This window comes from Finegoldia sp. P2-F-LR, from assembly GCF_052932265.1.
Genome location: NZ_JBRFJF010000012.1, coordinates 1 through 25,242, shown reverse-complemented (window position 1 = coordinate 25,242; position 25,242 = coordinate 1). Strand labels below are relative to the sequence as shown.

At 29.6% G+C, this 25,242-nt stretch carries 28 protein-coding genes; 25 read left to right on the top strand and 3 right to left on the bottom strand.

The annotated features are described in order from the left end of the window. The first annotated feature begins 42 nt into the window (after positions 1–42). The 17 genes from ACU68W_RS07945 (at position 43) to ACU68W_RS07865 (ending at position 15,398) form a co-directional block, all read left to right on the top strand. The gene (locus ACU68W_RS07945) at positions 43–918 is read left to right on the top strand and encodes a YicC/YloC family endoribonuclease (protein ID WP_094223392.1); all 876 of its coding nucleotides are present in this window, start codon (positions 43–45) and stop codon (positions 916–918) included. Positions 919–925: 7 nt separating this feature from the next. Beyond that, a complete protein-coding gene (locus ACU68W_RS07940; protein ID WP_002838275.1) occupies positions 926–1,177 on the top strand; it encodes a DUF370 domain-containing protein in 252 nt (83 codons plus the stop codon). A 1-nt stretch (position 1,178) separates the two neighbouring features. Next, positions 1,179–1,766, top strand: coding sequence for a guanylate kinase (gene gmk, locus ACU68W_RS07935; protein WP_094207058.1), 588 nt, complete (start codon positions 1,179–1,181; stop codon positions 1,764–1,766). After that, positions 1,759–1,956 carry a DNA-directed RNA polymerase subunit omega gene (gene rpoZ, locus ACU68W_RS07930; RefSeq protein ID WP_094203559.1) on the top strand — a complete coding sequence of 66 codons (198 nt, stop codon included), beginning with the start codon at positions 1,759–1,761 and terminating at the stop codon, positions 1,954–1,956. The genes gmk and rpoZ overlap by 8 nt, the downstream gene beginning before the upstream one ends. Beyond that, positions 1,949–3,115, top strand: coding sequence for a bifunctional phosphopantothenoylcysteine decarboxylase/phosphopantothenate--cysteine ligase CoaBC (gene coaBC, locus ACU68W_RS07925; protein ID WP_094223393.1), 1,167 nt, complete (start codon positions 1,949–1,951; stop codon positions 3,113–3,115). Before rpoZ ends, coaBC begins: the two co-directional genes overlap by 8 nt. A 6-nt stretch (positions 3,116–3,121) precedes the next feature. Then, positions 3,122–5,491, top strand: a complete 2,370-nt coding sequence (priA, locus tag ACU68W_RS07920) for a primosomal protein N' (RefSeq protein WP_094223394.1) — start codon at positions 3,122–3,124, stop codon at positions 5,489–5,491. 8 nt (positions 5,492–5,499) lie between these two features. Beyond that, positions 5,500–5,988, top strand: a complete 489-nt coding sequence (gene def / locus ACU68W_RS07915; protein ID WP_094223395.1) for a peptide deformylase — start codon at positions 5,500–5,502, stop codon at positions 5,986–5,988. Continuing rightward, complete coding sequence (gene fmt / locus ACU68W_RS07910) at positions 5,978–6,910, top strand: methionyl-tRNA formyltransferase (RefSeq protein WP_094223545.1); 933 nt, start codon at positions 5,978–5,980, stop codon at positions 6,908–6,910. Before def ends, fmt begins: the two co-directional genes overlap by 11 nt. A 9-nt stretch (positions 6,911–6,919) precedes the next feature. Next, positions 6,920–7,603: a zinc metallopeptidase gene (locus tag ACU68W_RS07905; RefSeq protein ID WP_094223396.1), complete on the top strand. Its 684-nt coding sequence runs from the start codon at positions 6,920–6,922 to the stop codon at positions 7,601–7,603. Positions 7,604–7,717: 114 nt separating this feature from the next. Then, the gene (rsmB, locus tag ACU68W_RS07900; RefSeq protein WP_094223397.1) at positions 7,718–8,989 is read left to right on the top strand and encodes a 16S rRNA (cytosine(967)-C(5))-methyltransferase RsmB; all 1,272 of its coding nucleotides are present in this window, start codon (positions 7,718–7,720) and stop codon (positions 8,987–8,989) included. A 49-nt stretch (positions 8,990–9,038) separates the two neighbouring features. Continuing rightward, positions 9,039–10,088 (top strand): 23S rRNA (adenine(2503)-C(2))-methyltransferase RlmN, encoded by a 1,050-nt coding sequence (gene rlmN / locus ACU68W_RS07895; RefSeq protein ID WP_094223398.1) that lies wholly within the window; start codon positions 9,039–9,041, stop codon positions 10,086–10,088. Beyond that, positions 10,085–10,822 (top strand): Stp1/IreP family PP2C-type Ser/Thr phosphatase, encoded by a 738-nt coding sequence (locus ACU68W_RS07890; protein WP_094223399.1) that lies wholly within the window; start codon positions 10,085–10,087, stop codon positions 10,820–10,822. The genes rlmN and ACU68W_RS07890 overlap by 4 nt, the downstream gene beginning before the upstream one ends. Then, positions 10,812–12,695 (top strand): Stk1 family PASTA domain-containing Ser/Thr kinase, encoded by a 1,884-nt coding sequence (gene pknB / locus ACU68W_RS07885; RefSeq protein ID WP_094223400.1) that lies wholly within the window; start codon positions 10,812–10,814, stop codon positions 12,693–12,695. The genes ACU68W_RS07890 and pknB overlap by 11 nt, the downstream gene beginning before the upstream one ends. Next, positions 12,685–13,563, top strand: a complete 879-nt coding sequence (rsgA, locus tag ACU68W_RS07880) for a ribosome small subunit-dependent GTPase A (RefSeq protein ID WP_094223401.1) — start codon at positions 12,685–12,687, stop codon at positions 13,561–13,563. The genes pknB and rsgA overlap by 11 nt, the downstream gene beginning before the upstream one ends. Next, positions 13,563–14,213 carry a ribulose-phosphate 3-epimerase gene (gene rpe, locus ACU68W_RS07875; protein ID WP_446756381.1) on the top strand — a complete coding sequence of 217 codons (651 nt, stop codon included), beginning with the start codon at positions 13,563–13,565 and terminating at the stop codon, positions 14,211–14,213. Before rsgA ends, rpe begins: the two co-directional genes overlap by 1 nt. Before the next feature lie 16 nt (positions 14,214–14,229). Further along, positions 14,230–14,769 carry an energy-coupled thiamine transporter ThiT gene (gene thiT, locus ACU68W_RS07870; protein ID WP_316512911.1) on the top strand — a complete coding sequence of 180 codons (540 nt, stop codon included), beginning with the start codon at positions 14,230–14,232 and terminating at the stop codon, positions 14,767–14,769. Further along, positions 14,766–15,398 (top strand): thiamine diphosphokinase, encoded by a 633-nt coding sequence (locus ACU68W_RS07865; RefSeq protein ID WP_446756380.1) that lies wholly within the window; start codon positions 14,766–14,768, stop codon positions 15,396–15,398. The genes thiT and ACU68W_RS07865 overlap by 4 nt, the downstream gene beginning before the upstream one ends. A gap of 29 nt (positions 15,399–15,427) precedes the next feature. Here ACU68W_RS07865 and rpmB read toward each other — a convergent pair whose 3' ends face one another. Beyond that, the gene (gene rpmB / locus ACU68W_RS07860; RefSeq protein WP_002836298.1) at positions 15,428–15,643 is read right to left on the bottom strand and encodes a 50S ribosomal protein L28; all 216 of its coding nucleotides are present in this window, start codon (positions 15,641–15,643) and stop codon (positions 15,428–15,430) included. Between the two features lie 179 nt (positions 15,644–15,822). Here rpmB and ACU68W_RS07855 point away from each other — a divergent pair, with 179 nt between their 5' ends. From ACU68W_RS07855 to ACU68W_RS07830, 6 genes are all read left to right on the top strand, one after another. Continuing rightward, positions 15,823–16,185, top strand: a complete 363-nt coding sequence (locus tag ACU68W_RS07855) for an Asp23/Gls24 family envelope stress response protein (RefSeq protein ID WP_094208535.1) — start codon at positions 15,823–15,825, stop codon at positions 16,183–16,185. 8 nt (positions 16,186–16,193) lie between these two features. Then, positions 16,194–17,822, top strand: coding sequence for a DAK2 domain-containing protein (locus ACU68W_RS07850; RefSeq protein ID WP_446756379.1), 1,629 nt, complete (start codon positions 16,194–16,196; stop codon positions 17,820–17,822). Positions 17,823–17,910: 88 nt separating this feature from the next. Then, positions 17,911–19,947 (top strand): ATP-dependent DNA helicase RecG, encoded by a 2,037-nt coding sequence (gene recG / locus ACU68W_RS07845; RefSeq protein WP_446756378.1) that lies wholly within the window; start codon positions 17,911–17,913, stop codon positions 19,945–19,947. 8 nt (positions 19,948–19,955) lie between these two features. After that, positions 19,956–20,516 carry a 16S rRNA (guanine(966)-N(2))-methyltransferase RsmD gene (gene rsmD, locus ACU68W_RS07840; protein ID WP_094205599.1) on the top strand — a complete coding sequence of 187 codons (561 nt, stop codon included), beginning with the start codon at positions 19,956–19,958 and terminating at the stop codon, positions 20,514–20,516. Further along, positions 20,509–20,997 (top strand): pantetheine-phosphate adenylyltransferase, encoded by a 489-nt coding sequence (gene coaD / locus ACU68W_RS07835; protein ID WP_094205600.1) that lies wholly within the window; start codon positions 20,509–20,511, stop codon positions 20,995–20,997. Before rsmD ends, coaD begins: the two co-directional genes overlap by 8 nt. A 76-nt stretch (positions 20,998–21,073) precedes the next feature. Beyond that, positions 21,074–21,547: a hypothetical protein gene (locus tag ACU68W_RS07830; RefSeq protein WP_035109473.1), complete on the top strand. Its 474-nt coding sequence runs from the start codon at positions 21,074–21,076 to the stop codon at positions 21,545–21,547. A 56-nt stretch (positions 21,548–21,603) separates the two neighbouring features. Here ACU68W_RS07830 and ACU68W_RS07825 read toward each other — a convergent pair whose 3' ends face one another. Further along, positions 21,604–22,023, bottom strand: a complete 420-nt coding sequence (locus ACU68W_RS07825) for a flavodoxin (RefSeq protein WP_094205602.1) — start codon at positions 22,021–22,023, stop codon at positions 21,604–21,606. A 3-nt stretch (positions 22,024–22,026) separates the two neighbouring features. Further along, positions 22,027–22,572 (bottom strand): DUF3793 family protein, encoded by a 546-nt coding sequence (locus ACU68W_RS07820; protein ID WP_094205603.1) that lies wholly within the window; start codon positions 22,570–22,572, stop codon positions 22,027–22,029. A gap of 205 nt (positions 22,573–22,777) precedes the next feature. On the opposite strand from ACU68W_RS07820, the gene secG reads away from it, so the two are divergent. Then, on the top strand, positions 22,778–23,002 hold the full coding sequence (gene secG, locus ACU68W_RS07815; RefSeq protein ID WP_002836307.1) for a preprotein translocase subunit SecG: 225 nt from the start codon (positions 22,778–22,780) through the stop codon (positions 23,000–23,002). A 24-nt stretch (positions 23,003–23,026) separates the two neighbouring features. Next, positions 23,027–25,039: a sodium-translocating pyrophosphatase gene (locus tag ACU68W_RS07810; protein WP_094205604.1), complete on the top strand. Its 2,013-nt coding sequence runs from the start codon at positions 23,027–23,029 to the stop codon at positions 25,037–25,039. Positions 25,040–25,242 lie beyond the last annotated feature (203 nt).

Here is a 25,242-nt window from a genome sequence, read left to right as displayed (position 1 = left end):
AAAAATTAATATACACTAACAATATCAAGGGAGGCGATAGAAATGAAGTCTATGACAGGATTTGGATCTTCAAGTTTGGAATTAGAAGATTGCAGCATAGATATTGAAATCAAATCTGTTAATAATAGGTATTTGGATTTCAATTTTTCAATGCCGAGTTTTTTGAATTTTATGTTGGAAGACATGAAATCATTAATCAAAAATAAGTTAAAACGTGGTAGAGTTGATGTTTATATCAAAATTAAAAAATATCAACTATCAGTTGACAGTGTGGATATTAACTATGAATTAGCTCAAAAAATCAAGGAAAAACTTGATTCATTAAATCAAAAGTTAGATATGAAATCGGATATTAGTGTAAGAGATTTAGTAAAATATGATGATGTAATGACATTTACTTACAAAGATTTGGACAATGAATTTTTGCACGATAATATTCTAAAAGTTTTAGATGAAGCTGTGAATAAAATTTATTCAATGAGATCTATTGAAGGCGATAATTTGAGAGAAGATTTATCGACTAATTTATCAAAAATAGAAGATCAAATATCTAAGATATCAAGTTTAACTGAAAATAGTGTAAAAGAATACAGAGAAAATTTGTTTAATAAAATATCTGAATTGTTAGATGAAGAAAAAATTGATAAGGATAGAATGTACTTGGAAGTTGCTTTGATGGCTGATAAAGCTGACATTAACGAAGAATTAAAGAGATTTGATTCACATATAGTTCAATTTAAATCGGCAATGGATATGAAAGATTGCATCGGACGTAAATTGGATTTTATAATTCAAGAAATGAATCGCGAAATTAATACAATTTCTTCAAAATCTAATGATGAATCTATTTCAGTTTGTGTTATTGAAGTTAAAAGTTTGATTGAAAAATTAAGAGAACAAGTACAAAATATTGAATAGAGGGAAAATGGAAAGTTTAGGTATAGGTTTTTCAAATTTAGTTAATAGCAACAGGATTATCGCAATTGTTAGTCCCGAAACAAATCCAATTAAAAGAATTGTTCAAAAAGCAAAAGAAGATAATAATCTTATAGACGTTACTTTTGGAAGAAAAACCAGGAGTGTAATAATTATGGATTCAAGTCATGTTGTGTTGAGTTGTCTTCAACCAGAGACTTTACAAATGAGATTAGATAAATCAAATAATAAGGAAGATTAAAATGAGAGACGGATTTTTATTAGTTGTTTCTGGACCATCAGGAGTTGGTAAAGGAACTGTTTGTGAAAAATTAATATCACAAAAAAATGATATTGTATATTCTGTATCAGCTACAACAAGGAAGAAGAGACCCTATGAAGTAGACGGAGAAAATTATTATTTCTTGAGCTTGGATGAGTTTAAGAAGAAAATCGAACAGGGAGATTTCATCGAATATGCCAATGTACACAATAATTATTATGGGACTCCAAAATCATTTGTTTTTGATCAAATAAATAAAGGGGAGATAGTCATTCTAGAGATTGATGTTCAGGGTGCATTAAAAGTAAAAGAAAACTATCCAGAAGCTGTTTTTGTTTTCATTCTTCCACCGGATTTAATTGAACTTAGGAGAAGAATTGAAGGCAGAAATACAGAAGATGAAGAAACAATTAATATTAGAATGCAAAACGCCAAGAAAGAATTGAGTTTTATTGATGAATATGATTATGCAGTTATCAATGAAGATGTCGATGAAACTGTAAAAAATATTGAAACTATAATTGATGCAGAAAAATTTAGAGTTGTAAAAGGAGAAAAATATGATTAATCCATCATTTAAAAAATTATCAGAAATAAATAATAGTAGATATGCACTTTGTGTAATGGTGAGTAAAAGAGCAAGAATGTTAATAGATGGCAAAGACACAAAACTAAAGAAAGCAAAAGCTCAACCAGTTACTACAGCTTTAGAAGAAGTTATGGAAAAAAAGGTTTGGGAAAACAAATCAAATGAATAAAAATATTCTTTTAGGTGTTACTGGAGGAATTGCTATTTACAAGGTTGTAGATGTTGTAAGTAGACTAAAAAAACTTGACTATAATATCAAAATAATTATGACTGATTCAGCTTGTGAATTTGTAAGTCCAATGACTTTTGAAACAATTGGCAAATGCGATGTTAAAAACAAAATGTTTCATAATAATTCACACAAGGTTGTTGAACATATAGAGCTTGCAAAATGGGCAGATTTGTTTTTGATTGCACCTGCTAGTGCAAATACTATGGCTAAAATAAATTATGGTATCGCAGAAGATTTGTTATCATCTACTGCGCTAGCATATACCAAGCCAATAATGTTTTGTGTAAGTATGAATACCAATATGTTGAATAATCCTGCGACACAAAAAAACATAGAAGATTTGAAACAAAAAAAACACTTAATTGTAGATTCAAATAGTGGGATGCTTGCTTGTAATACAAAAGGAAACGGAAGATTAAAAGAACCTTGGGAAATTGTTGAAGAAGTTGAAAAATACTTTTGCGAAAAAGATTTACAAGGTAAGAAAATTTTGGTTACTGCAGGAGCAACAGTTGAAAGAATTGATCCTGTACGATATATAACGAATGATTCCAGTGGGAAAATGGGATATTCGATTGCTAAGAAAGCTTTTATGAGAGGAGCCGATGTAACAATTATTTCTGGAAAAACAACAGCAGAAAATCCATATGGTATTGAAAACATAAAAGTGGAGTCTGCAATTGAAATGAAAGAAAAAATAGAAAGTTATATTGACGACTTTGACTGTTTAATTATGGCGGCAGCTGTAAGTGATTTTAAAGTAAAGAACAGAAAAGATTTAAAAATAAAAAAACAAGATGGCATTAATTCTTTAGAATTAGAAGAAAACCCAGATATTTTAAAATCATTAAATAAAAAAGATAATCAAATCTTTATTGGATTTGCCGCAGAAACAAATAATTTATTAGAAAATGCTAAGAAAAAGTTAGATAAAAAAAATCTAGATTTTATAGTATTAAACGATGTATCAAAAAAAGACATTGGATTTAATTCAGAATATAATAAGGTAACTGTAATCAGCAAAGATAATATATTAGAAATTGGTAAGGACACAAAGTTAAATATCGCAGATAAGATATTGGATTTGATAAAGTAGGTAAACATGTATATTGATGTTATTTTTAGAAACAAATCGAAGATGACTAACAGACTATACTCATATTATTCAAGTGAAGATGTCGAAGTTGGAATGAGAGTTATAGTCCCTTTTGGTAAATCAAATATTAACAAATTAGCATTAGTGGTTAGAATTAATGATAACCCTAAACGAGATATCGATTACAAAGAAATAATATCAGTAGTAGACTTGAATCCTATTGTCACACAAGAATCAATTGATATGGCTTTTTTCATGGTAGATAATTATTTAAGCGATTATAGCTCCGCTTTTCAAACTATTTTGCCACCTGGAAACTTTGAAGAATTAAAAGAATATTTCACTGCAAATGATAAACTACTGAATGTAGATGAAGATTTGTACAATATTCTTAAAACCAAGAAAGAATATTCAGAAATTAAAGAAATTTCAGATATTAGCCATAAAAAGCTAATGGAGTATGTAAAATCTGATTTTTTAAAAATGGATTTAGTATATGATCAAAAAATTACTCCAAAATTTTTAAAATACGTCAAACTTATAGACGATAATCCAGTTATTTCAAAAAGGGCAAATGCTCAACAAAAAATAGTTGATATGCTAAAAACTAATAATAACATACTTTATAGTGAGATTTTAGCGAAAACAAATACGACTTCAAGTGTAGTAAAATCACTTGAAGAAAAGAAAATTGTTGAAATTTATTTTAAAGAAGTTGACAGAGTTGTCGTGGACGATACTAAAACTTATCAAAAAATAAAACTAAATTCACAGCAAGAAAAAGCCTATAATTCGATTTTAGAAAATCAATTTAATTTGTTACATGGTGTAACAGGTAGTGGTAAAACTGAAGTTTATTTGCATTTGGTTGAAAAAATGTTAAATGAAGGTAAAGATAGCATAGTATTGGTTCCAGAAATATCATTGACTCCGCAGACGATTGAAAGGTTTGAGGGTAGGTTTCCAGGGAAAGTTGCGATAATTCACTCTAAGCTAAATGTTAACGAAAAATTCGAACAATTTCGAAAAATGTATAATGGAGAATATAAAATAGTAGTTGGAGCTAGAAGTGCTGTATTTTCTCCGTTTAAAAATTTAGGATTGATAATAATAGATGAAGAGCATGAAACAAGTTATGTAAGTGAAAAAAATCCTAAATACAACGCTATTGATATTTCCAGATTTAGAGCAGAATATAATAATGCAAAGCTTTTATTGGGTTCAGCAACTCCTGGAGTTGAAGAATACAGCAAAGCTTTAAAAGGTGAGTACAATCTTATTGAAATGAATAAAAGAGCTAATGACACAAACCCTGTTGAATGCACTATTGTAGATATGAGAAAAGAACTTGAAACTGGAAACATGAGAATGTTCAGTAAAGTTCTACTCAATAAAATTCAAGAAAATTTAAACAACAAAAAACAAACTATTTTGTTTTTAAACAAGAGAGGTCACACTTCTTTTATTTCGTGTAGAAGATGTGGATATGTACTAAAATGTGATAGCTGTGATGTCTCCATGACATATCATAAGACAAAAAATAGATTGATTTGTCACATGTGTGGAAGAACAGCTCTAAAGCCGAAAGTATGCCCAAACTGTGGCTCGAAATTTATAAAAGAGTTTGGAGCAGGTACTCAAAAATTAGAAGAAGAAACTAGAGAGCTTTTTCCAAATGCTCGAATTGCACGAATGGATAGAGACACTACAAACACAAAAAAAGATTACAAAAAAATCTATGATATGATGAATAATCAAGAAATAGATATATTAATCGGGACGCAAATGTTGTCGAAAGGATTTGATTTTCCAAATGTTACATTAGTCGGAGTAATGGCTGCAGATATTAGTTTGAACTTAGGAGATTACAAATCTAATGAAAAAACTTTTCAATTGATAACTCAAGTAGCTGGAAGAGCAGGAAGAGCAGAATATGAAGGAGATGTGATTATTCAAACATATAAGCCTGATAATTTTGCTATAACATCGGCGGCACTTCATGATTATAAGATGTTTTATGAAAAGGAGATAAAGCTAAGAAAATCATTTAATTATCCTCCTTTTTTCAGAATATTAAATATTAATATTTCCAGTAAAAACAGAAATGTTGCTATGAAAAAAATCAATGAAGTTTCGAATTACGTTGCTGCCCTTATCAGAAGATACAAACTATCTACAACATTAATAAATGGGCCTCATCCTTCTCCAATAGAGAGAATTAATAATATGTACAGGTTTGATTTGTACTACAAATTTCCAAATGGAGAAGATAAAATAATAGAAATAATAAAAAAAGTTTTGATAAATAATGAATACAATATTAACTTAGAGGGAATAACACTTAAAATAACGTTAGATCCTCAAAGTTATTTTTAGGAGATAAAATGGCATTAAGACAAATAAGATTAGAAAATGATCCAATCTTGAGAAAAAAATCAAGAGAGGTTGAAAAAATAGATGATAGAATCAAACAAATCGTAGATGATATGTTTGAAACAATGTATGAAAATAAAGGAATAGGATTGGCTTGTGTTCAAGTAGGAATGCTTAAGAGAATAGTAGTAATAGACATGCAAGATGAAGACGGTAAAATGGTTCTAATAAATCCAAAAATCGTAGAAAGATCAGATGAAAAGCAAATTAATGTTGAAGGTTGTCTGTCAGTTCCTGGTAAAAATGGATATGTTGAAAGACCTAAGACTGTTACTGTAGAATACACAGACTTGGACGGAAACATTCAAAGGAAAACAGGCACTGATTACAAAGCACATTGTTTTTGTCATGAATTAGACCATTTGGATGGCGTATTGTACACTGATAAAGTATTGAATCTTTCTGATGAAGAGATTGAGAGATTGAATGATGAAAAATAAAATTGTATTTGCGGGATCTCCAGATTTTGCAGTTGAGAGTTTGCAAAGATTATATGACAACCCAAATAACGAAATTCAATTAGTGATATCACAACAAGATAAAAAACGAAATAGAAATAAGTTTTCACCTACGGCAGTTAAAAAAAGAGCTATGGATTTGGGAATAGATGTTATTACTCCACAAAATATAAATGACGATGAAGTCTTTGATCTATTAGACAGACTTAATCCTGATTTTATTGTGGTGGTAGCTTATGGTCAATTAATCAAAAAAAGAATTTTGGATAGATTTAAAAATAAGATTTTAAATGTTCACGCATCAATTTTGCCCAAATACAGAGGGGCTTCTCCTATAAATTATTCGTTACTAAATGGCGACAAAGAATCTGGTGTAAGTATTATGCTAGTTGAACAAGGGCTTGATACAGGTGATGTTTTAGCTGTAGATAAAATTGAGCTTGACAAAAACATTATGCTTGAAGAATTACACGATAAATTAATGATAATGGGTGCTGATTTAATAGATAAAGTTATCAATGATTATCAAAAATATTTCGATTCAAGAGAAAAACAAAATGAAGATAAAGCATCTACTGTAGGTAAAATTCAAAAATTTATGGGTGAAATTAATTTTAATGAAAAAGCAGAAGTAATTTACAATAAATTTAGAGGATTGACTCCTTGGCCAGGTTTATTTTTTAAATTAAACGATAAAACTGTAAAAGTTCACAATATCAACATAATAGAACAATATAATGATAATAAGAATGGGGAAGTTGTAAAAGTAGACAAAAATGGAATTAAGGTTGCTTGTGAAGATGGATTTATAATTATCACAAGATTACAACTTCCAAATAAAAAACCTCTTAACGTTAGCGAATATTTGAATGGAAATTCATTTGAAGAGGGAATAATTTTGTAGGAGGAATCATTGTTTAATTTTTATTATGATAGAACTATGCTGCTGTTAATTCCAGCTTTGATATTGGCGTTTTATTCACAAATCAAAGTTACTCATACTTTTGATAAGTATAAGGAAACAACTAATTCAAAAGGATTGACTGGAAAAGAAATGGCAAGAGTTTTGCTTGATTACGAAGGTTTGTCAGATATAGAAATAGTAAATGTTCAAGGAAGCTTGACTGATTACTATGATTCATCAAAAAAAGTTTTGGCTTTATCAGATGCAGTGTATAATAGTCAGTCGATTTCTGCAGTTTCTGTGGCAAGTCACGAAGTAGGTCATGCGATTCAAGACAAGGAAAATTATGGTTTCTTGAGATTTAGAGAATCGTTGTTTCCTGTTGTGAATTTCGCATCGAAATCAGTGTGGATTTTAATTTTACTTGGATTTATGTTTAGCATGAGACCATTAGTAGAATTTGGAATTATTTTATTCTCAGCGACTGTTTTGTTTCAATTAGTTACATTACCTGTTGAGTTTGATGCTAGTAGTAGAGCTATACGAGCTTTATCAAATGGGCTGTTGACTGATGATGAAATAGAACCTGCGAAACAAGTTTTAAAAGCAGCTGCATTAACTTATATAGCAAGCGCTTTGGTTTCACTGTTACAATTGGTAAGATTAATACTGATATCAAGAGATAGAGATTAAAAATTAATGTAGATTGAACCTAAGGTTAATCCTTTTAGGTTCAATTTTTTTATTTTTGCTGTTTTAGTGTAAAATATATTATGTAATTAAAATAATTAAAAGAAATGAGAGATTATGAATATTAGAAACGAAATAATTAATATTACCAACTCAATTAATAATAAATCGGGATACTCTTCTGAATTATTAAAGACTTATGATTATGGTGATTTGGACAAGAGAGATATCGCGTACATTAAAAGGTGTGTATTTACAGAAATAGAAAATAGATTTTTCATAGATTATGTAATATCTAAGTGCAGCGATTTGGAATTAAATAAGCTTGATAAAATTGTTCTGGAAATATTGCGAATGGCAACTACGGAAATACTATTTATGAAAACAGCTGATTATGCTGTAGTTGACGAAGCAGTAGAATTGGCTAACAACTTAACACATTATAAAGATTATGTTAATGCTGTTCTAAGGGAGGTTTGCAGGATTAATTTGGATGAGGAAGATTTAGGAGATGAATTAAAATTTTCCATAAACAAAGAATTACTTAAGATGTTGAACAAATCTTATTCTAAAAAAACTGTAAAAAAACTTCTCAAATCTTTCTTTTACAAATCTGATTTTGTAATTAAACAAAATAAATTGAAGGAGAATAATTTAAAAACAAATTTAGAAAATCAGGGATTCGTATTAGAAGAACATCCTTTTTTAAAAGATAGTTTTATCGTAAGAAATCCTGAATCGATAATAGATACGAACGAATTTAAAGAAGGTAAATTTATTATCCAAGATGGTTCTTGTAGTTTGTGTGCAGAGGTTTTAGAGCCAGTGGAGAACTCCATAGTTCTTGATATTTGTGCAGCTCCTGGGTCAAAATCATGCAACATTCAAGAGATAACAAATAATCAATCGATTATTTACTGTAATGATATTAACGAGAATAAAATATATAGAATAAAAGAGAATGTGAATAAATGTGGAGTTGAAAATGTTCAATATATGAATTTTGATGCGACTATTTTACAAGAAGATTTGATAAATAAATTTGATAGAATTCTTGTGGATGCACCGTGCTCTGCAACTGGTGTTATCAATAAAAATCCAGAGATAAAGTTGTTCAGAACGAAAAAAGATGTAGAAGATTTGGTTCGAATCCAAAGAAAAATTCTTGAAAATTGTGAAAAATATTTAAAAAAAGACGGCATCTTAGTATATTCTACATGTTCTCTTTTAAAAGAAGAGAACGAAGAAAATGTGGATTATATTGAAAACAAATTAAATTTAAAAAGAGAAGATATTGATTTTTATGGAGATAAAAATGAATTTATAAAACTTATGCCTTTCCAAAAAGGAACACAGGGATTTTTCATTTCAAAGTTTGTAAAAGACTAATAGATTACAAAACTTGAGATTTTTGATATAATTTAGATTGGTGAATAATATGCAAAATAAAATTGTCTTGGAAAATATGACTGTCTATGAACTGAAAGAATTTTTTGTGAATAATGGAGAAAAATCTTTCAGAGCATTGCAGTATTTTCAAGCTATTCATAAAAATAGAATATTCAATCCTGATAAAATGACTAATTTTTCAAATGATTTAAGAAAAAAACTAGAAGAATATAATGATATCAAAAATTGTTCTATTATCAAAAGGATTGATTCAAAATTAGACAACACGAAAAAATATCTTATAGAGTTGAGTGATGGTAACATCGTAGAGACGGTGTTTATGGAATATAAAACTCACACTTCAATATGCCTATCAACACAAATTGGTTGTAGAATGGGATGTAAATTTTGTGCGTCGACAAAGAAAAGTTTTTTAAGGAATTTACAACCTTATGAAATGTGCGCTCAGATATATTTGGTAGAAAATGATTTGGGTATACGAATTAACAATATGGTACTAATGGGGATAGGAGAACCATTAGATAATTACGATAATGTTATTAGATTTATTAATCTGATTACGAATAAAGAAGGACAAGATATGTCTATTCGAAATATAACATTGTCTACGTGTGGATTAGTCGATAAAATAATTAAACTTGCAGATGAAAATATAGGTATAAACATAACTATTTCACTTCATAATCCATTTGATAATGAGAGAAATCAGCTAATGCCCATTGGAAACAAATACTCAATTGAAGAAATTCTAGATGCTTGTGACTATTATTTTGATAAAACAAAAAGGCGAATTGGATTTGAGTATACGGTAATCGAAAGTGTAAATGATTCAAAAAAATATATGGACAAGCTAGTCGATTTATTAAAAAATAGAAATTGTCTTTTGAACTTAATAACATTAAATCCTATTGAAGAATTTAATCAAAAATCTCCAGATAGAAACAAGATGATGGAATTTATGAATTACATGAATAAAAACAATGTTAATACTACAATAAGAAGAAAACAGGGCATTGATATTGAAGGAGCCTGTGGACAATTAAGAATTAACAATATGACTAAAAGAGGTGTGAAATGAAATATGCTTCAAGCACAGATATCGGATTGGTAAGAAAGCTTAATGAAGATTATCATATGAATTACATTACAGATGATTTTAGCTTGCTTGTTGTGTGCGATGGAATGGGTGGACATAAAGCTGGTGAGGTTGCAAGTAAAAAAGCTGTCGAAACAGTTATAAACTACGTAAAAGAAAAAGAAAATGAAAAAGATTACGAAAGCATACTGCGTAAAGCAATTACTTTAGCAAATGAGGAAGTTTACAAAGACAGTGAAAATAATACTGAACATAGAAATATGGGCACAACGATAGTTGCTTGTTTAGTTTATGATGAAAATGCTATTGTTGCAAATGTTGGCGATAGCAGATTGTACTTATACAGGGATGAAGAATTAAAGCAAATAACTGTAGACCATTCTCTTGTGAATGATTTATTATCATCTGGAACTATTACTGAAGAAGAAGCCGTTGATTTTGCACAAAAAAATGTTATTACAAGATCTTTAGGAATTCAAGATACTGTAGATATAGACATTTTTAACGTTGAGCTTGTTAAGGGTGATTTGATATTAATGTGCACAGATGGTTTGACTTCACAATTAGAAAATGAAGATATAGTTGATATTATTAAAGAAGAATCAGATTTGGATAAAATAGCTCAAAATTTGATTGATGAAGCAAATGATATCGAAGGTATTGATAATATAACTATTACGCTTTATTTATATGAAGGGGAAAATTATGATAGGTAAAGTTTTAGGCGATAGATATGAGATAATAGAAGAGGTCGGCGTTGGCGGGATGGCCAAAGTATACAAAGCTTTGGACACTGTTTTAAATCGATATGTTGCTGTAAAAGTATTAAAAAATGAATATATGGAAGACCAAGATTTTCTGAGAAAATTCGCTATGGAAGCACAATCTGCTGCATCATTGACTCATGCAAATATAGTAAGTGTGTTCGATGTTGGAAGTTCGTATGTTGATGGTCGCAAATATAATTACATCGTAATGGAATATGTAGATGGTAAGACATTAAAAGATATAATCGATGAAAAACAAATTTTGCCGATTGAAGATATCGTAAATTATGGAGTTCAAATAGCAAGTGCATTAGAATGTGCTCATAAGAATGGAATAATTCACAGAGACATTAAGCCACATAATATGTTAATTGATAAATCTAATAATTTAAAAGCTACAGATTTTGGTATTGCAAGAATTTCTTCGTCTGCAACATTGACATATACTTCAACTGTTTTGGGAACTGTTCATTATATTTCACCAGAACAAGCAAAGGGTAAATTTATTGATGAGAAAAGTGATATATATTCATTAGGTGTTGTATTGTATCAAATGGCTACAGGAGAAGTACCGTTTGATGCACCAAATGCTGTTGGAATTGCATTGAAACATATTCAAGATCCATTGGTGCCACCTATAAATCTTCGTCATGATTTACCACAAGGTCTTAATGATATAATAGTTAAAGCGATGGCAAAAGATCCTAATGATAGATTTAAATCAGCTACAGAATTGAAAGAAATGTTGAGAAATTATCAAAACTATTCTTCTGATTTATATCAAAAAACTACTAAAAATCCAATAATTAAAGAAAATGATGAACAACCTGAAGTAAAAGAAGCAGTTTATAAAACGCCCAAACAATCTTCTACAAAAGATAATAAAAATAAATCTAAAAAATTTATGTGGATTCTATTGCCTATAGTTTTAGCAGCTCTGGTATTTGTTGCAATTATATTTGGCAAGAAATATATAAACAAGAATAAGCAAGATCTAGTTTTAGTTCCTGCATTAACTGGTTTAACGGAAACCGAAGCTTTAAATAAAGCTAAGGCTAATAATTTAATTGCTGTTGTTTCAGAATATAAGACTGAAAGTAGTGTTGAACCAGGAAAAGTATTAGAACAAGATCCTGAATCCAGTACAGAAGTGAAAAAAGGAACTATTATAAAATTAGTTGTAAGCAAAGGCGAGGAACAGGTGTCTGTACCTAATTTATCCAATATGACTATTGAAAATGCTAAAATTCAACTAAATAAATTAGGCTTAGAAATTGGTGAAATAACTAAAGAAAATAGCGATAATTTTGAAGCTGGAAAAATTATGCAACAACACCCAGATGCAGGAACTAGCATAAGTAAAGACTCTAAAGTTGATGTTGTAATTTCTTTAGGTAAAAAAGAAGAACTAGTAGAGATGGTTGATTTAATAGGAGCGGATATAAGTCAAGCTAGTAATAAATTAAAATCAATCGGACTAAATATAGGAAATATTGAAAAGAAATTTAGCAATTCATATGATACAAATCAAGTTATATGGCAACAATATGATGCTGGAAAGAAACTAAAAAAAGATAGTTCAATTGATGTTATAATCAGTAAAGGTAAAAAAGAACCTGAAATGATTGATAAAGTATTCAGAATAAGTAAACCTGTAGAAAAAGGAATTTACACAGTAACTATTAAAGATGAAACTGAAAATAATATAATATATGAAGAAAATCATAATGCTTCTGAAGGAGATATCAGAATTAAAGTAAAAGTAAAACCTAATAATGATATTAAAGTCTATATTAATGGAGAATTAGTTAATGTCGGATAAAACAGGTGTTATTACGAAAATTCAAAGGGAATTATTCTACGTAAGCGTTGGAAACGAAGTGTATCCTTCGAAGGCAAAGGGGAATTTTAGGAACAAGAAAATTACTCCAGTTGTAGGCGATAAAGTAGATATAAACGTAGAAAATGGTCTTGGATTTATTTTAAAAATACATCCAAGATCTGTACTTTTGCACCGTCCTGAAGTGAGTAATATAGATAAATGTTTCGTTCTAAGTAGCATTAAGTCACCTAATATTAATCTAATGTTACTAGACAAATATCTACTAATGATTGAGAAAAATAACATTGATTGTGTCATTGTATTTAATAAAACTGATTTAGTATCTGAAGATGAGAAAAAATATTTTGCTGATATATACAGAAATATTGGGTATAAAGTAATATTCAACTCAAATGAATCTTCAATCACTAATGAAGAATTATTAAATGAATTCAGAAATCATATAAATTGTGTTATTGGTCCTAGTGGAGCAGGGAAATCTAGTACTTTAAAAAAATTATTTCCAAGTGAGGATTTTATTTCTGGTAAAATAAGTGATAAAACTCAGCGAGGAAAGCAAACGACAAGACACATTGAAATTAAAATGGTAGATGACAATACTTACGTTTTAGACACACCGGGTTTTAGTTCTTTTGATTTGTCTTTTTTAGATGACAAGTCCGAAATTAAAAATAATTTTGTAGAATTTAGAAAACATAGTTTAAGATGTAAGTTCAATAATTGTGATCACATTAATGAACCAAAATGTGAAATAAAAAGACTTGTTGAAATTGGAGAAATATCCCAGAGTAGATATGATAATTATTTGAAGATAGTTGAAGAATACAAAAAAATTAGGAGGTATTAATGGCTAATTTAAGTCCGTCTTTGTTGGCGTGTAACTTTTTTGAATTAGAAAAAAACTTAGATATACTAAAAAATAAGGGAATAAAATATTTGCATTTGGATGTTATGGACGGAAATTTTGTGCCAAATATTTCTTTTGGTCCAGCAGTTATAAAACAAATAAGAGAAAAATATCCGGACTTTATTCTTGATTGTCACTTGATGGTTAACAAACCAGAAAATATTATAGATGACATTTTGAATGCCGGGGCTGATATAATTACTTTTCATCCAGAAGCAACTTTTCATCCACATAGGATTATTCAGATTGTTCATAAAGCTGGAAAAAAATGTGGATTAGCACTTAATCCATCCACAGGATTGGAATGTTGTGATTATATTATTGATGATTTGGATATAATACTTGTAATGAGTGTAAATCCAGGCTTTGGAGGACAATCCTTTATAGAGAGTCAATATTCAAAAATAAAAGATGCAAGAAAAATGATAGAAACATCAAAAAAAGATATTTTACTGGAAGTTGATGGAGGAGTGAAAACTTCTAATGTCGATAAAGTATTACAATCTGGAGCTAATCTAATTGTAAGTGGTTCAGATGTTTTTAATCATGACATAGAATCGCAACTAGATATTTACAATCAAAAATTATAGTTAAAAGGAGGATATTTTGAACAAAAATTTGAGATTTATGGTTGAAGGGGCAATTACTTTAGCTTTGACAGCTGTACTAAATAGCATTGTTATTTTTAAAATGCCAAGAGGAGGATCTGTTTCCCTAGCGGGATATGTTCCGATTTTATTATTTGGACTAAGATGGGGGCTAAAACCAGGGATTGTAATTGGATTAATGTATGGAGTTTTGGATAGCTTTGTTGATCCTTACGTTATCCATCCAATACAATATATGCTAGATTATCCAATAGCTTATATGGCTTTAGGATTATCAGGGTTAGGATGTAATGAAGAAACTTTGAGTGGCAAAATTAATTATAAAATGATTTTAGCATGTATATTCGCTATTTTAATGAGAGGAGTAGCTGCGATTTTAAGTGGTTATGTATTTTTCAAAAACACATTGCCATCAGATATTCCTGCATTACTAGGATCATTCTTATATAACATCACATACATTGTTCCTAATGGAATTATAGCTATAGTGGTCATATTAATTTTAATTAAACCGGTATCAAAGGTTAGTAAAAAATGATTGGCTTGATTTGTTGCGCAGGGGAATTATCTGATAAGAATCTTTTTGAAGAATATTATGAAAAATCAGACTTTAGAATAGCTGTAGATGGTGGAACAAAATATTTCACCGATTATCATAAAGATTTTGATTTTGCTATAGGAGATTTTGACTCTATAAATAATAAGGACAAAAATTTTCTAGAAGAAAACAACAAGATTTTTGAAAAATATAATTGCAAAAAAGATTTTACTGATTTTGAAGCCGCAATAAATATATTAATCGAAAAGAACTGTAATACAATATATGCTTTTGGGGCAACAGGAACCAGATTAGATCACACAATGTCGAATTTAATTTATTCAAAAAGATGTTATGAAAAAGGGATTGAACTTATTTTTATTGGTAACAATAATATAATTAAATTCTTAGGAGAAAGCACAGAATGTGTTATGAAATATGACTATATTTCCATTGTAGTTTTATCGAATAGTGGAATTAAAATTAAATTAAAAGGTTTTGAATACGACAGCGAATTTTTAGATGTTGATTTTTGTTCATCATTGACGATTAGTAATAAAATAAAAAATAAAAAAGCATATATAGAATTAATAGAGGGATATGGCCTTTTAATTGATTCTAGAGATTAAAAAAGAGTCGAAGTTTTCGACTCTTTGTTTTATTCTTCTTCTGTTGTTTTGATAAATTGAGGTCTTTCAACTAAACCTGATCTTAAGCATCTAGTGCATACATTGATTCTTTTTGGTTTGCCATCGACTAAAGCTCTAACTTTTCTGATGTTAGGTGCCCAGCTTCTATTTGAAGATCTTAAAGAAAATGATCTATTATTTCCGAAAGTTCTTGATTTACCACAAATTTCACATTTTTTGGACATAATTACACCTCCTGGTTCTTTTTCAAATGTCTCTTGATATTATAGCATATTTTAAAACTGAATTTCAAGCTTTTAGAGCTAAAATATGTTATAATAATATAGTATTAATATGTAAATTAGAATCTTAAACATCAAAAGAGTATAATATAATTAGTTAGGTATCACAAATAGGAGGTAATATGACTACTAAAATTGATAACGAATATGGTTCAATATTAATATCAGATAATATCGTTAGAACTATTGCTAGTGAAACAGCTATGAGTTGTTACGGAATTGTTGGACTAGCTTATAAAAATTTATCAGATGGATTTTTAATGTTACTCAATAAAGACAATATGAGTAAGGGAGTAAAAGTTTATACAAAAAATAATAAAATTGTAATAGATTTAACTGTAGTTTTGGAATATGGTACTAAAATTGCTGTGGTTTGCCAAAATATTATTGATACAGTTAAATATAGTGTAGAAAATAAAACTGGTCTTGAAGTAGAATGTGTTAATGTTCTTGTTCAAGATATGAGAATAAATGAAGAAAAATAGGGGGCACAATGAAGAATGACGCAACACTGTTCAAGAATTGCCTTCTAGCGGGATTTAAGAACTTAGAAAATAAAAGAGAAATAGTAAATAGCTTAAATGTTTTTCCAGTTCCAGATGGAGATACTGGTACTAATATGACATTGACAATTAAATCAGCTATTTCAAAAGTTAATGGCGTAACTGATTTGAGTATTGCAAATTTAGCTAAAGCTATGAGTGATGGTTCTCTTATGGGAGCTAGAGGAAATTCTGGTGTAATTACTTCTCAAATCATGAGAGGTTTTTATAATGGATTTAAAGATTATACTGAATTTAATATATTTGCATTAAGAGATGGATTTGTAGAAAGTTATAAAACTGCATACAAAGCTGTAATGAAACCAACAGAAGGAACTATTCTTACAGTTTCTAGATGTATGGGTGAGTTTGCTGATCAAAACTATCAAAATTACGAAGATATTAAAAAATTTTTGACAGATATTATATCTGAAGGTAACAAGGCACTTCTAAAAACTAAAGAAATGTTACCTGTTTTGAAAGAAGCCGACGTAGTTGATGCAGGTGGACAAGGTTTAATGTTATTCTTAGAAGGCGTTTTAAATTACGATAATGAAAAATTAATTTCAGAAACAATAATTGACGAATCTTCTAGAACTATTAATGAAAATACTAATGTTGTATCAGATGAAGAAATAGAATTCGGATATTGTACTGAATTTTTTATAATGACTGATGCAGATGAGAATTCATATAGATCAAAATTAGAAAACTTTGGGGATTGTTTACTAGTTGTAAAAGGTGATGGAGTAATCAAAACTCATATTCATACTAATAATCCTGGTAAAGTTTTAGAAATTGCCATGGAACTAGGTGCTCTAAGAGATATCAAAATAGATAATATGAGATTACAACATCAAAACTTGCATTCTACTGAAGAAGAAATTAATCAAGCTTCTACAAAAACTTCAGAACCAGAAAAAGATTTTGGATTTGTAGTGGTTAGTAGTGGTAAAGGATTCAGTAAAGTTTTCGATATGTTAAATGTTGATGAAGTGATTACTGGTGGACAAACAATGAATCCTTCAACTGAAGATATAGTTAATTCTATCGAAAGAGTTAATGCAAAGACAGTTTTTGTATTTCCTAACAATAAGAACATCATATTATCAGCTAATCAAGCAAAACAAATAGTTGATAAAAAAGAGGTATTTGTTGTAGAGACAAAAGCCGTACCACAATCTATTTCGGCTCTTTTAGCATTCAATGAAGAAGCAAGTGCAGAAGAAAACTTTGATAGTTTTAACGATGTAATAGCAACAGTTAAGACTGGTGAAGTTACTTTTGCGGTAAAAGATTTAAATATGTCAGATATTAAAGTAAAGAAAGATGACATTATCGGTCTTGACCAAAAGAATATCAGAGCGGTTGGTAATGATATTAATAAAGTTTCAATGGATTTATTGAGACAACTAATTCAAAAAGACGATTCATTGGTTACAATTTATTATGGTGAAGGCTGTGATGAAATGATGGCTAATAAATTGAAAGATAGTTTGGAAGAAGAATACAAAAATATTGATATTGAGGTTGTCGAAGGATCTCAACCTTTATATTACTATGTATTTTCAATAGAATAACTCCTTACAAATAATTACAAATAATAGATCGATTTTATCGGTCTATTATTTGTATGTTTAATGTAGGGATTTTTTTGTGTGGTGAGTTATGCAATTATCAGAAGTAAAAGGAATAGGAAAGAAAAAATTAGAAGTTTTAAACTCAATGGGTATTTTTGATGTTAATGATTTATTGAATTATTTCCCGTATAGGTACGAAAATAGATCAACAATAAAAAATATAATAGATATACGAGATGAAGAAAGCTGCGTTATAAAAGTCAAATTTATTTCAAAGCCTGTAACTAGATATCTTAGAAGAAATTTAAACTTAACATCTGCTATTGCTTTTGACGATACTTCTAAAATAAGTGTGTCATGGTTTAATCAGCCTTTTATCAGAAATCAAATTCTACCAAACACTACCTACTATTTGTATGGGAAAATAAATAGAGTTCAAAATCAATTCAAAATATCGTCACCAATTTTAAGTAAAACTTTTGGTGGGAAATTAGGCATTATTTATCCAATTTACAAAGTAAAAAAAGGCGTTACAAATAATGATATGATTAAATTCATTGATTTTGCTATTAAACATTGTATTGATGAAATTAAAAATGTTATTCCTTATAGTATGATTAAAAACTACGATATTGAGAACAAAAGAAATGCAATAAAAAACATACACAGACCTGTGGATTATGCACAATTTAAACGAGCTAGGACAGCGCTTGTTCTTGAAGAAGTTATTATAATGCAATTGGCAATGAAATCAATGAAGACAACACTAAACGAACAAAATTATATAAAATTTCAAACTGACGAAAGCATGGATATTTTCATACAGTCTTTAAAATTTGAACTTACAAAAGGACAGTTAGAAGCAATTAGAGATATTGAAAGTGATATGACATCTGAAAAGAGAATGAATAGATTGGTTCAAGGAGATGTAGGAAGTGGAAAGACAATAGTAGCTGAAGCAGCGATATTCAAATCATATTCAAGTGGTTATCAATCAGCTTTTATGGCTCCTACGGATATTTTAGCGACACAACATTATGAAAACTTATCGGATGATTTTTCAAAATTTGGGTTAAAAGTTTGTTTATTAAAATCTGATTTAACGAAATCGGAAAAAGATTCTGTTTTAGAAGGAATAAGGGCGGGTTATTTTGATGTCATAGTTGGTACGCATGCAATAATTCAAGATTTTGTGGAATTTAAAAAGCTTGGACTCGTAATTACCGATGAGCAACATAGATTTGGTGTAGGACAAAGAAAGAAAATTTCAGACAAGGGACAAAATCCAGATGTTCTTGTGATGACAGCTACTCCAATTCCAAGAACTTTAGCACTTTCTTACTATGGGGATTTGGATATATCAACAATAAATGAAATGCCTAAAGGCAGGAAAGTAATAGAAACATATTCTGTTGGATTTAGTTATGAAAAAAGAATAGCAGCTTTTATCAGAAAACAAGTTGAAAATGGGTTTCAAGCTTATATTGTGTGTCCATTGATAGAAGAATCTGAAGCATTGGATTTAGAGAATGTAACAGAACTTTACAATAGGTTATCTAGTGAATATTTTTCTGATATAAATGTTGGAATGTTACATGGTAGAATGAAATCTTCGGAAAAAGAAGAAATTATGAAAGATTTTGTAGACGGGAAAACAAAAATATTGGTATCTACAACAGTTATTGAAGTTGGGGTTAATGTCAAAAAAGCAAATGTAATTGTTATATATAATGCAGAAAGATTTGGACTTTCACAACTTCATCAACTAAGAGGTAGAGTGGGCAGATCTTCAGATCAATCTTATTGTATTCTTATCAACAATGCACATTCTGATGAACAAATGGAAAGAATGAATATTATGGTTAAAACAAACAGCGGATTTGAACTATCACAAAAGGATTTGATGATGAGAGGTAGTGGTGATTTGTTAGGAACAAGACAATCAGGAATACCACTTCTAAATATAGCAGACCTAGAAAAAGACTATGATTTGATAGAAAAAGCTGCTCTTATAACTGAGTATATATATACGAATGATTTATGCGAAACTAAAGAATATATGTATTTGGATGAAGAAATTAATAAGTTTAAAGATAAATTACTAGAAAATGTTATTTTTAATTGAGGTGAGAAATGAAAGTTATTTCAGGGAAAATGAGAGGTATGAACTTAAATACCGATCTAGATAGATTTACAAGACCGACGGAAGGAAAAATTAAAGAAGCTATATTTAGTGTGATTTTTCAAGTAAAACCTAATTCCAAAGCATTAGATTTATTTGCAGGAAGTGGAGCAGTTGGTATAGAGTTCATAAGTCGTGGATGTGATTTAGTAGTATTTAGTGAAGCTTCTAATGATAATATAAAATGCATCAATGAAAATATTGAGCATACAAAATCACAGGAATTCGCAAAAGTCTTTAAAGGTGATTTTAAGAAAAATTTATTAAATATCAGAAGACAAGGATTAAAATTTGATTATGTTTTTATCGATCCGCCTTATGAAAGATTAAATTATTACAAAGAATCCATTCAAATGCTCATAGATAATGATCTTTTAAATGATGATTGTCTTGTGATATTAGAATCTGAAAAAGAATTGTCTGATGAATATTTCAAAAATTTGAAATTAGAAAAAGAAAAACAATATGGTAAAAAGAAGAATATATATTTTTTGAGGAATGATAATGAATAAAACAAAGGTATTATATCCGGGTAGTTTTGATCCAATTACGAATGGACACATGGATATTATTGAAAGAAGTGCAAAAATTTTTGAAGAAGTAAATGTAGCTGTTGTAAAAAATATTCAAAAGAAAAGCACATTTTCTCTTGAACAAAGAGTTTCGATGATTAAAAAATCTTGTAGCCATTTATCTAATGTAAGAGTTCATCAATTTGAAGGATTGACTGTAGATTTTGCAAAACAAATAGGATGTAGTACAATTATAAGGGGACTACGTGCTGTTAGTGATTTTGAATCAGAGATGCAAATGTCTTTGGCTAATAAGAAATTAAATAATGAATTAGAAACATTGTTTTTAGTCGCAGATGGGAAATATGCATTTCTTTCGTCTTCTATAGTAAGAGAGATAGCTTCCTATGGCGCTGATATATCAGAACTTGTTCCAGAAAATATCATTGACGATATAAAGGATAAATTTAACGATAAATAAATGCTTTATCTTGAATTAATTTGATATTTTTATTATAATAATTGTAAGAATAATTAGCTCAATGTAGGAGGGTTACATGGATATTATTAAGTTAATAGAAGAAATGGAAGACATACTTGATGAAGCATCAACAGTTCCATTTTCTAAAAAAGTTATGGTTGAAAGAGAAGAACTTCTATCAGTTTTAAAAGATATGAGAGAAAATTTACCAGAAGAAATCAAACAAGCTCAATGGACTAATGCTGAAAAGAATAGAATTATTGATGAAGCTAACAGAGAATCTGAAAATATTAGAACTCAAGCTTACAAAGAAGCAGAAAAAATAGACCAAGAAGCTCGAAACAGATTTGAAACAATGGTAAATGAACACGATGTTACTATTGCAGCTCAAAAAAATGCAGAAGAAATTACTTCTCAAGCTGAAAACAATGCTAGACTATTAAAGAGTCAATCTATCCAATATATCGATGAAATGTTGGAAACAACTCAAGACAAGTTGAACAATCTATTGGAAGAATTACAAGAAAACAGAAATGAATTAAAAGGCTAATAAAAAGCTAATAAAAAGCTTGGTAGTTTTAGATGACTACCAAGCTTTTTTAAGTATTATTTTAATAAATTATCTGCGAATTTTTTGATATCAGCAGTAGAATTTTCGTCTGGTGTATCATAGCAAATTACAGTATCAATAACGTTTAAATTATTTTTCGAACATCTTTCTTTCCAAAAGCCCATCCATTCACCGTTGTTCCATTCATAAGAACCAAAGAGAGCAATTTTTTTATCACTTAATGTATTTTCTAAATCAGAAAACATCGGTTCAAATGAAGTATCTTCTAGTTCTTCATCACCCATAGCAGGGCACCCAAAAGCAATGACATCGAAATTGTCTATATCGTAGTTTTTATAATCATCACTAAATACCATTTCGACTTTAGATCCTTTTGACTCACATTCTTCTTTAATAATTTGAGCCATTTTTTCAGTGTTACCAGTTTGAGACCAGTATAAAATTAATAAATTCATAATTTACTCCTTAAAATAATTTATTATATCAAACAAGTTATTTCCTTGTAATGATAATCTTTTTGTTACGAGTTTAGCGTAGTCATATTTTTTAAATATATCTTTTGCTTTTTCTACATCAGAATATACTTTCCATTTTCCAGAAATACATTCATTTTTTCCGTTGTAATTGATAAAACCAAGAACATCCTCGTAGGGATACCCTAAGAAGAATCCGATTTCATGAGGAAATTCATTTTCAAGTAATCTTTTCTTTAAAAAATTTATGCTGCTATTAAAATTATCCGCAGGATAACCATAACTTTTCAAAGCATTTTGCAGCCTCTTATCATTATAGTTTTCTATTAAATTGTAATTTATTAAGTACAGCAACAACTTTTTTCTAGTTTGCTTTAAAATAATTAAGCTAAAATTATATTCTGATAATTTTTCGTTTAATTTAAATATGTCTTCAAATATGCTATCTGTATAATCAACATTTATCATATTTGCAAATTTGAGATTACTTAGTGCGGGATAACAATGTTCTAATAATATGTCTTGTAACATAACCACCTCTATAATAAGTATTGATAATTGATATCACAATAAGTATAGCACATGATTTTTGATAAATCAATACTGATTATCAATTAAATTCAAAGAAATTTGTGGTATAATATCTTTGTGCAATAATGATATATGAAGTATCTTGATAATATCGAATGTCTATGTTATATTTTATATATCAACTTAATTGAAATGAGGTGTATAAATGAAGACTATTTTTTCAGTAATTTTAGTTATTGCCAGCATTGTAATAATAATTGCAGTGATGAGTCAAGAAACTAAATCAGAAGGGATGGCAGCGTTAACAGGCGAAACTAATGTCGGTGGACATGGTGGAAGATTAACTAAGGATAATTATATTAACAGAGTTGTTATTGTATCATCAGTTATATTCTTGGTTTCAGCTTTGGCGTTAGCATATATAAAATAATTTAATAGTTGAAAGGAGTAAATCATGGACAATATGTATTACTATTTAGCTATTGCAGCAGGTATTATCGCTTTATTATTTGCTGCAATAAAATTTAGTAGCATAAGTAAAAAAGGTGCTGGTAATGAAAGAATGAGGGAGATATCTGGATTTATTCACGACGGAGCAATGGCTTATCTTTCTCGCCAGTACAAAGCACTTATTATTTTTGTAGTTATAGTATGTGTAATTCTAGGTGTTGCAATCGATTATAAGACAGCAATTTGTTTTTTAGCTGGTGCAATATTTAGTGTACTTGCAGGTTACATCGGTATGCAAGCTGCAACAAAGGCAAACGTTAGGACAGCTAATGCGGCAAAAGAAGAAGGAATGAATGGAGCATTAAACGTAGCATTTTCTGGTGGAGCAGTAATGGGAATGTGCGTTGTTGGATTAGGAATTTTAGGTATAACTCTTTCTTATATTATTTTCCAAGATGCTGAAGTTGTTACTGGATTTAGTTTTGGTGCTTCTTCTATAGCTTTATTTGCCAGAGTTGGTGGTGGTATCTATACAAAAGCCGCCGATGTTGGAGCAGACTTGGTTGGTAAAGTCGAAGCAGGTATTCCTGAAGATGACCCTAGAAACCCTGCAGTAATTGCAGATAATGTTGGGGACAACGTAGGGGATGTTGCTGGTATGGGAGCCGACTTATTTGAATCCTATGCTGGTAGTATTTTATCAGGTATTACATTAGGTTTATTAGCTTACGAAGAAAAGGGAGTATCGTTTGCAATAGCAACAGCAGCTTTAGGTGTTATTGCATCTATTATAGGTGTATTTACAGTTAGAGGAGGAAAAGATCCTCAAAAATCTTTAAATACAGGTACAATTATCAGCTCAATATTAGCAATCGCAGGATCATTCTTCTTATCAAGATCTATTCTTGGTAGTAATAATGCTTTCTTTTCTGTATTAGCTGGTATATTAGTTGGATTGATAATTTCACAATTTACTGAATACTACACATCCGAAGATAAAAAGCCAGTTCAAAAAATTGCTGAAGAATCAGAAACAGGTTCTTCTACAAATATTATCTCAGGATTGGCTACAGGAATGAAATCAACTACTGGTCCAATTATTGTAATAGCTATTGGTATAATAATTTCATTCTTTGCATCAAATGGTGCTACAAACCCTACAGAAGGTTTGTATGGTATTGCAGTAGCTGCTATAGGTATGTTATCTACTTGTGGAATGACAATTGCAGTAGACGCTTATGGTCCAATAGCAGATAATGCTGGTGGTATTGCTGAAATGTGCGAATTACCAGAAGATGTTAGAAATATTACAGATAAATTAGACTCAGTTGGTAATACTACCGCTGCAATAGGAAAGGGATTTGCAATCGGTAGTGCTGCATTAACAGCATTAGCATTATTTGCATCATATACAGCTGTAGTAGGTTTGAAACAAATAGATGTTACAAGTCCAGAAGTTGTAGCTGGTATGTTCATTGGTGGTATGTTACCATTCCTATTCTCAGCATTGACTATGGATGCTGTAGGAACAGCTGCAAATGATATGATTGTTGAAGTTAGAAGACAATTTAAAGAGTTCCCAGGAATTATGGAAGGTACTCAACAACCTGATTACAAAAAATGTGTAGATATTTCTACAGGTGCTGCATTAAGACAAATGCTTGTTCCAGGTTTGTTAGCTGTAGTTTGTCCAGTTATAATGGGATTCTTATTAGGTGCAGAAGCTTTAGGAGGACTTTTAGCAGGTTCACTTGTAACAGGCGTATTAATGGCAATATTCATGTCAAACAGTGGTGGAGCATGGGATAATGCTAAAAAATATATTGAATCAGGTCAACACGGTGGAAAAGGATCAGATGCTCATAAGGCAGCTGTAGTTGGAGATACTGTTGGGGATCCATTCAAGGATACTTCAGGTCCATCATTAAACATATTAATTAAATTGATGACGGTAGTATCATTAGTATTCGCACCATTGATTGCTCAACATGGTGGAGTAATACTAAACTTATTCTAAAAATCGAATATTTTAGTATTTGAAGTGTTTTTCTAAAACACGAATTGAATTAAATGATTTTAAGCGGAATGTTATCTTTGATATGTACCCTCTTTACTGGACAAACCAGTAAGGAGGGTATTTTTATGAAATATAGTTATGAATTTAAAAAAGAATGCGTACAGTTGTACAGAGAAGGAAGATGGGCGGATACACCTGAAGGA

Coding starts and splice junctions, on each gene's coding strand:
- secG (WP_002836307.1), top strand. CDS start 22,778: ATGAAGACTATTTTTTCAGTAATTTTAGTTATTGCCAGCATTGTAATA.
- ACU68W_RS07945 (WP_094223392.1), top strand. CDS start 43: ATGAAGTCTATGACAGGATTTGGATCTTCAAGTTTGGAATTAGAAGAT.
- rlmN (WP_094223398.1), top strand. CDS start 9,039: ATGCAAAATAAAATTGTCTTGGAAAATATGACTGTCTATGAACTGAAA.
- pknB (WP_094223400.1), top strand. CDS start 10,812: ATGATAGGTAAAGTTTTAGGCGATAGATATGAGATAATAGAAGAGGTC.
- ACU68W_RS07865 (WP_446756380.1), top strand. CDS start 14,766: ATGATTGGCTTGATTTGTTGCGCAGGGGAATTATCTGATAAGAATCTT.
- gmk (WP_094207058.1), top strand. CDS start 1,179: ATGAGAGACGGATTTTTATTAGTTGTTTCTGGACCATCAGGAGTTGGT.
- fmt (WP_094223545.1), top strand. CDS start 5,978: ATGAAAAATAAAATTGTATTTGCGGGATCTCCAGATTTTGCAGTTGAG.
- def (WP_094223395.1), top strand. CDS start 5,500: ATGGCATTAAGACAAATAAGATTAGAAAATGATCCAATCTTGAGAAAA.
- ACU68W_RS07820 (WP_094205603.1), bottom strand. CDS start 22,572: ATGTTACAAGACATATTATTAGAACATTGTTATCCCGCACTAAGTAAT.
- ACU68W_RS07890 (WP_094223399.1), top strand. CDS start 10,085: ATGAAATATGCTTCAAGCACAGATATCGGATTGGTAAGAAAGCTTAAT.
- recG (WP_446756378.1), top strand. CDS start 17,911: ATGCAATTATCAGAAGTAAAAGGAATAGGAAAGAAAAAATTAGAAGTT.
- rpe (WP_446756381.1), top strand. CDS start 13,563: ATGGCTAATTTAAGTCCGTCTTTGTTGGCGTGTAACTTTTTTGAATTA.
- rsmB (WP_094223397.1), top strand. CDS start 7,718: ATGAATATTAGAAACGAAATAATTAATATTACCAACTCAATTAATAAT.
- coaD (WP_094205600.1), top strand. CDS start 20,509: ATGAATAAAACAAAGGTATTATATCCGGGTAGTTTTGATCCAATTACG.
- rsmD (WP_094205599.1), top strand. CDS start 19,956: ATGAAAGTTATTTCAGGGAAAATGAGAGGTATGAACTTAAATACCGAT.
- priA (WP_094223394.1), top strand. CDS start 3,122: ATGTATATTGATGTTATTTTTAGAAACAAATCGAAGATGACTAACAGA.
- rsgA (WP_094223401.1), top strand. CDS start 12,685: ATGTCGGATAAAACAGGTGTTATTACGAAAATTCAAAGGGAATTATTC.
- ACU68W_RS07830 (WP_035109473.1), top strand. CDS start 21,074: ATGGATATTATTAAGTTAATAGAAGAAATGGAAGACATACTTGATGAA.
- ACU68W_RS07850 (WP_446756379.1), top strand. CDS start 16,194: ATGAAGAATGACGCAACACTGTTCAAGAATTGCCTTCTAGCGGGATTT.
- ACU68W_RS07940 (WP_002838275.1), top strand. CDS start 926: ATGGAAAGTTTAGGTATAGGTTTTTCAAATTTAGTTAATAGCAACAGG.
- rpmB (WP_002836298.1), bottom strand. CDS start 15,643: ATGTCCAAAAAATGTGAAATTTGTGGTAAATCAAGAACTTTCGGAAAT.
- coaBC (WP_094223393.1), top strand. CDS start 1,949: ATGAATAAAAATATTCTTTTAGGTGTTACTGGAGGAATTGCTATTTAC.
- ACU68W_RS07825 (WP_094205602.1), bottom strand. CDS start 22,023: ATGAATTTATTAATTTTATACTGGTCTCAAACTGGTAACACTGAAAAA.
- rpoZ (WP_094203559.1), top strand. CDS start 1,759: ATGATTAATCCATCATTTAAAAAATTATCAGAAATAAATAATAGTAGA.
- ACU68W_RS07855 (WP_094208535.1), top strand. CDS start 15,823: ATGACTACTAAAATTGATAACGAATATGGTTCAATATTAATATCAGAT.
- ACU68W_RS07810 (WP_094205604.1), top strand. CDS start 23,027: ATGGACAATATGTATTACTATTTAGCTATTGCAGCAGGTATTATCGCT.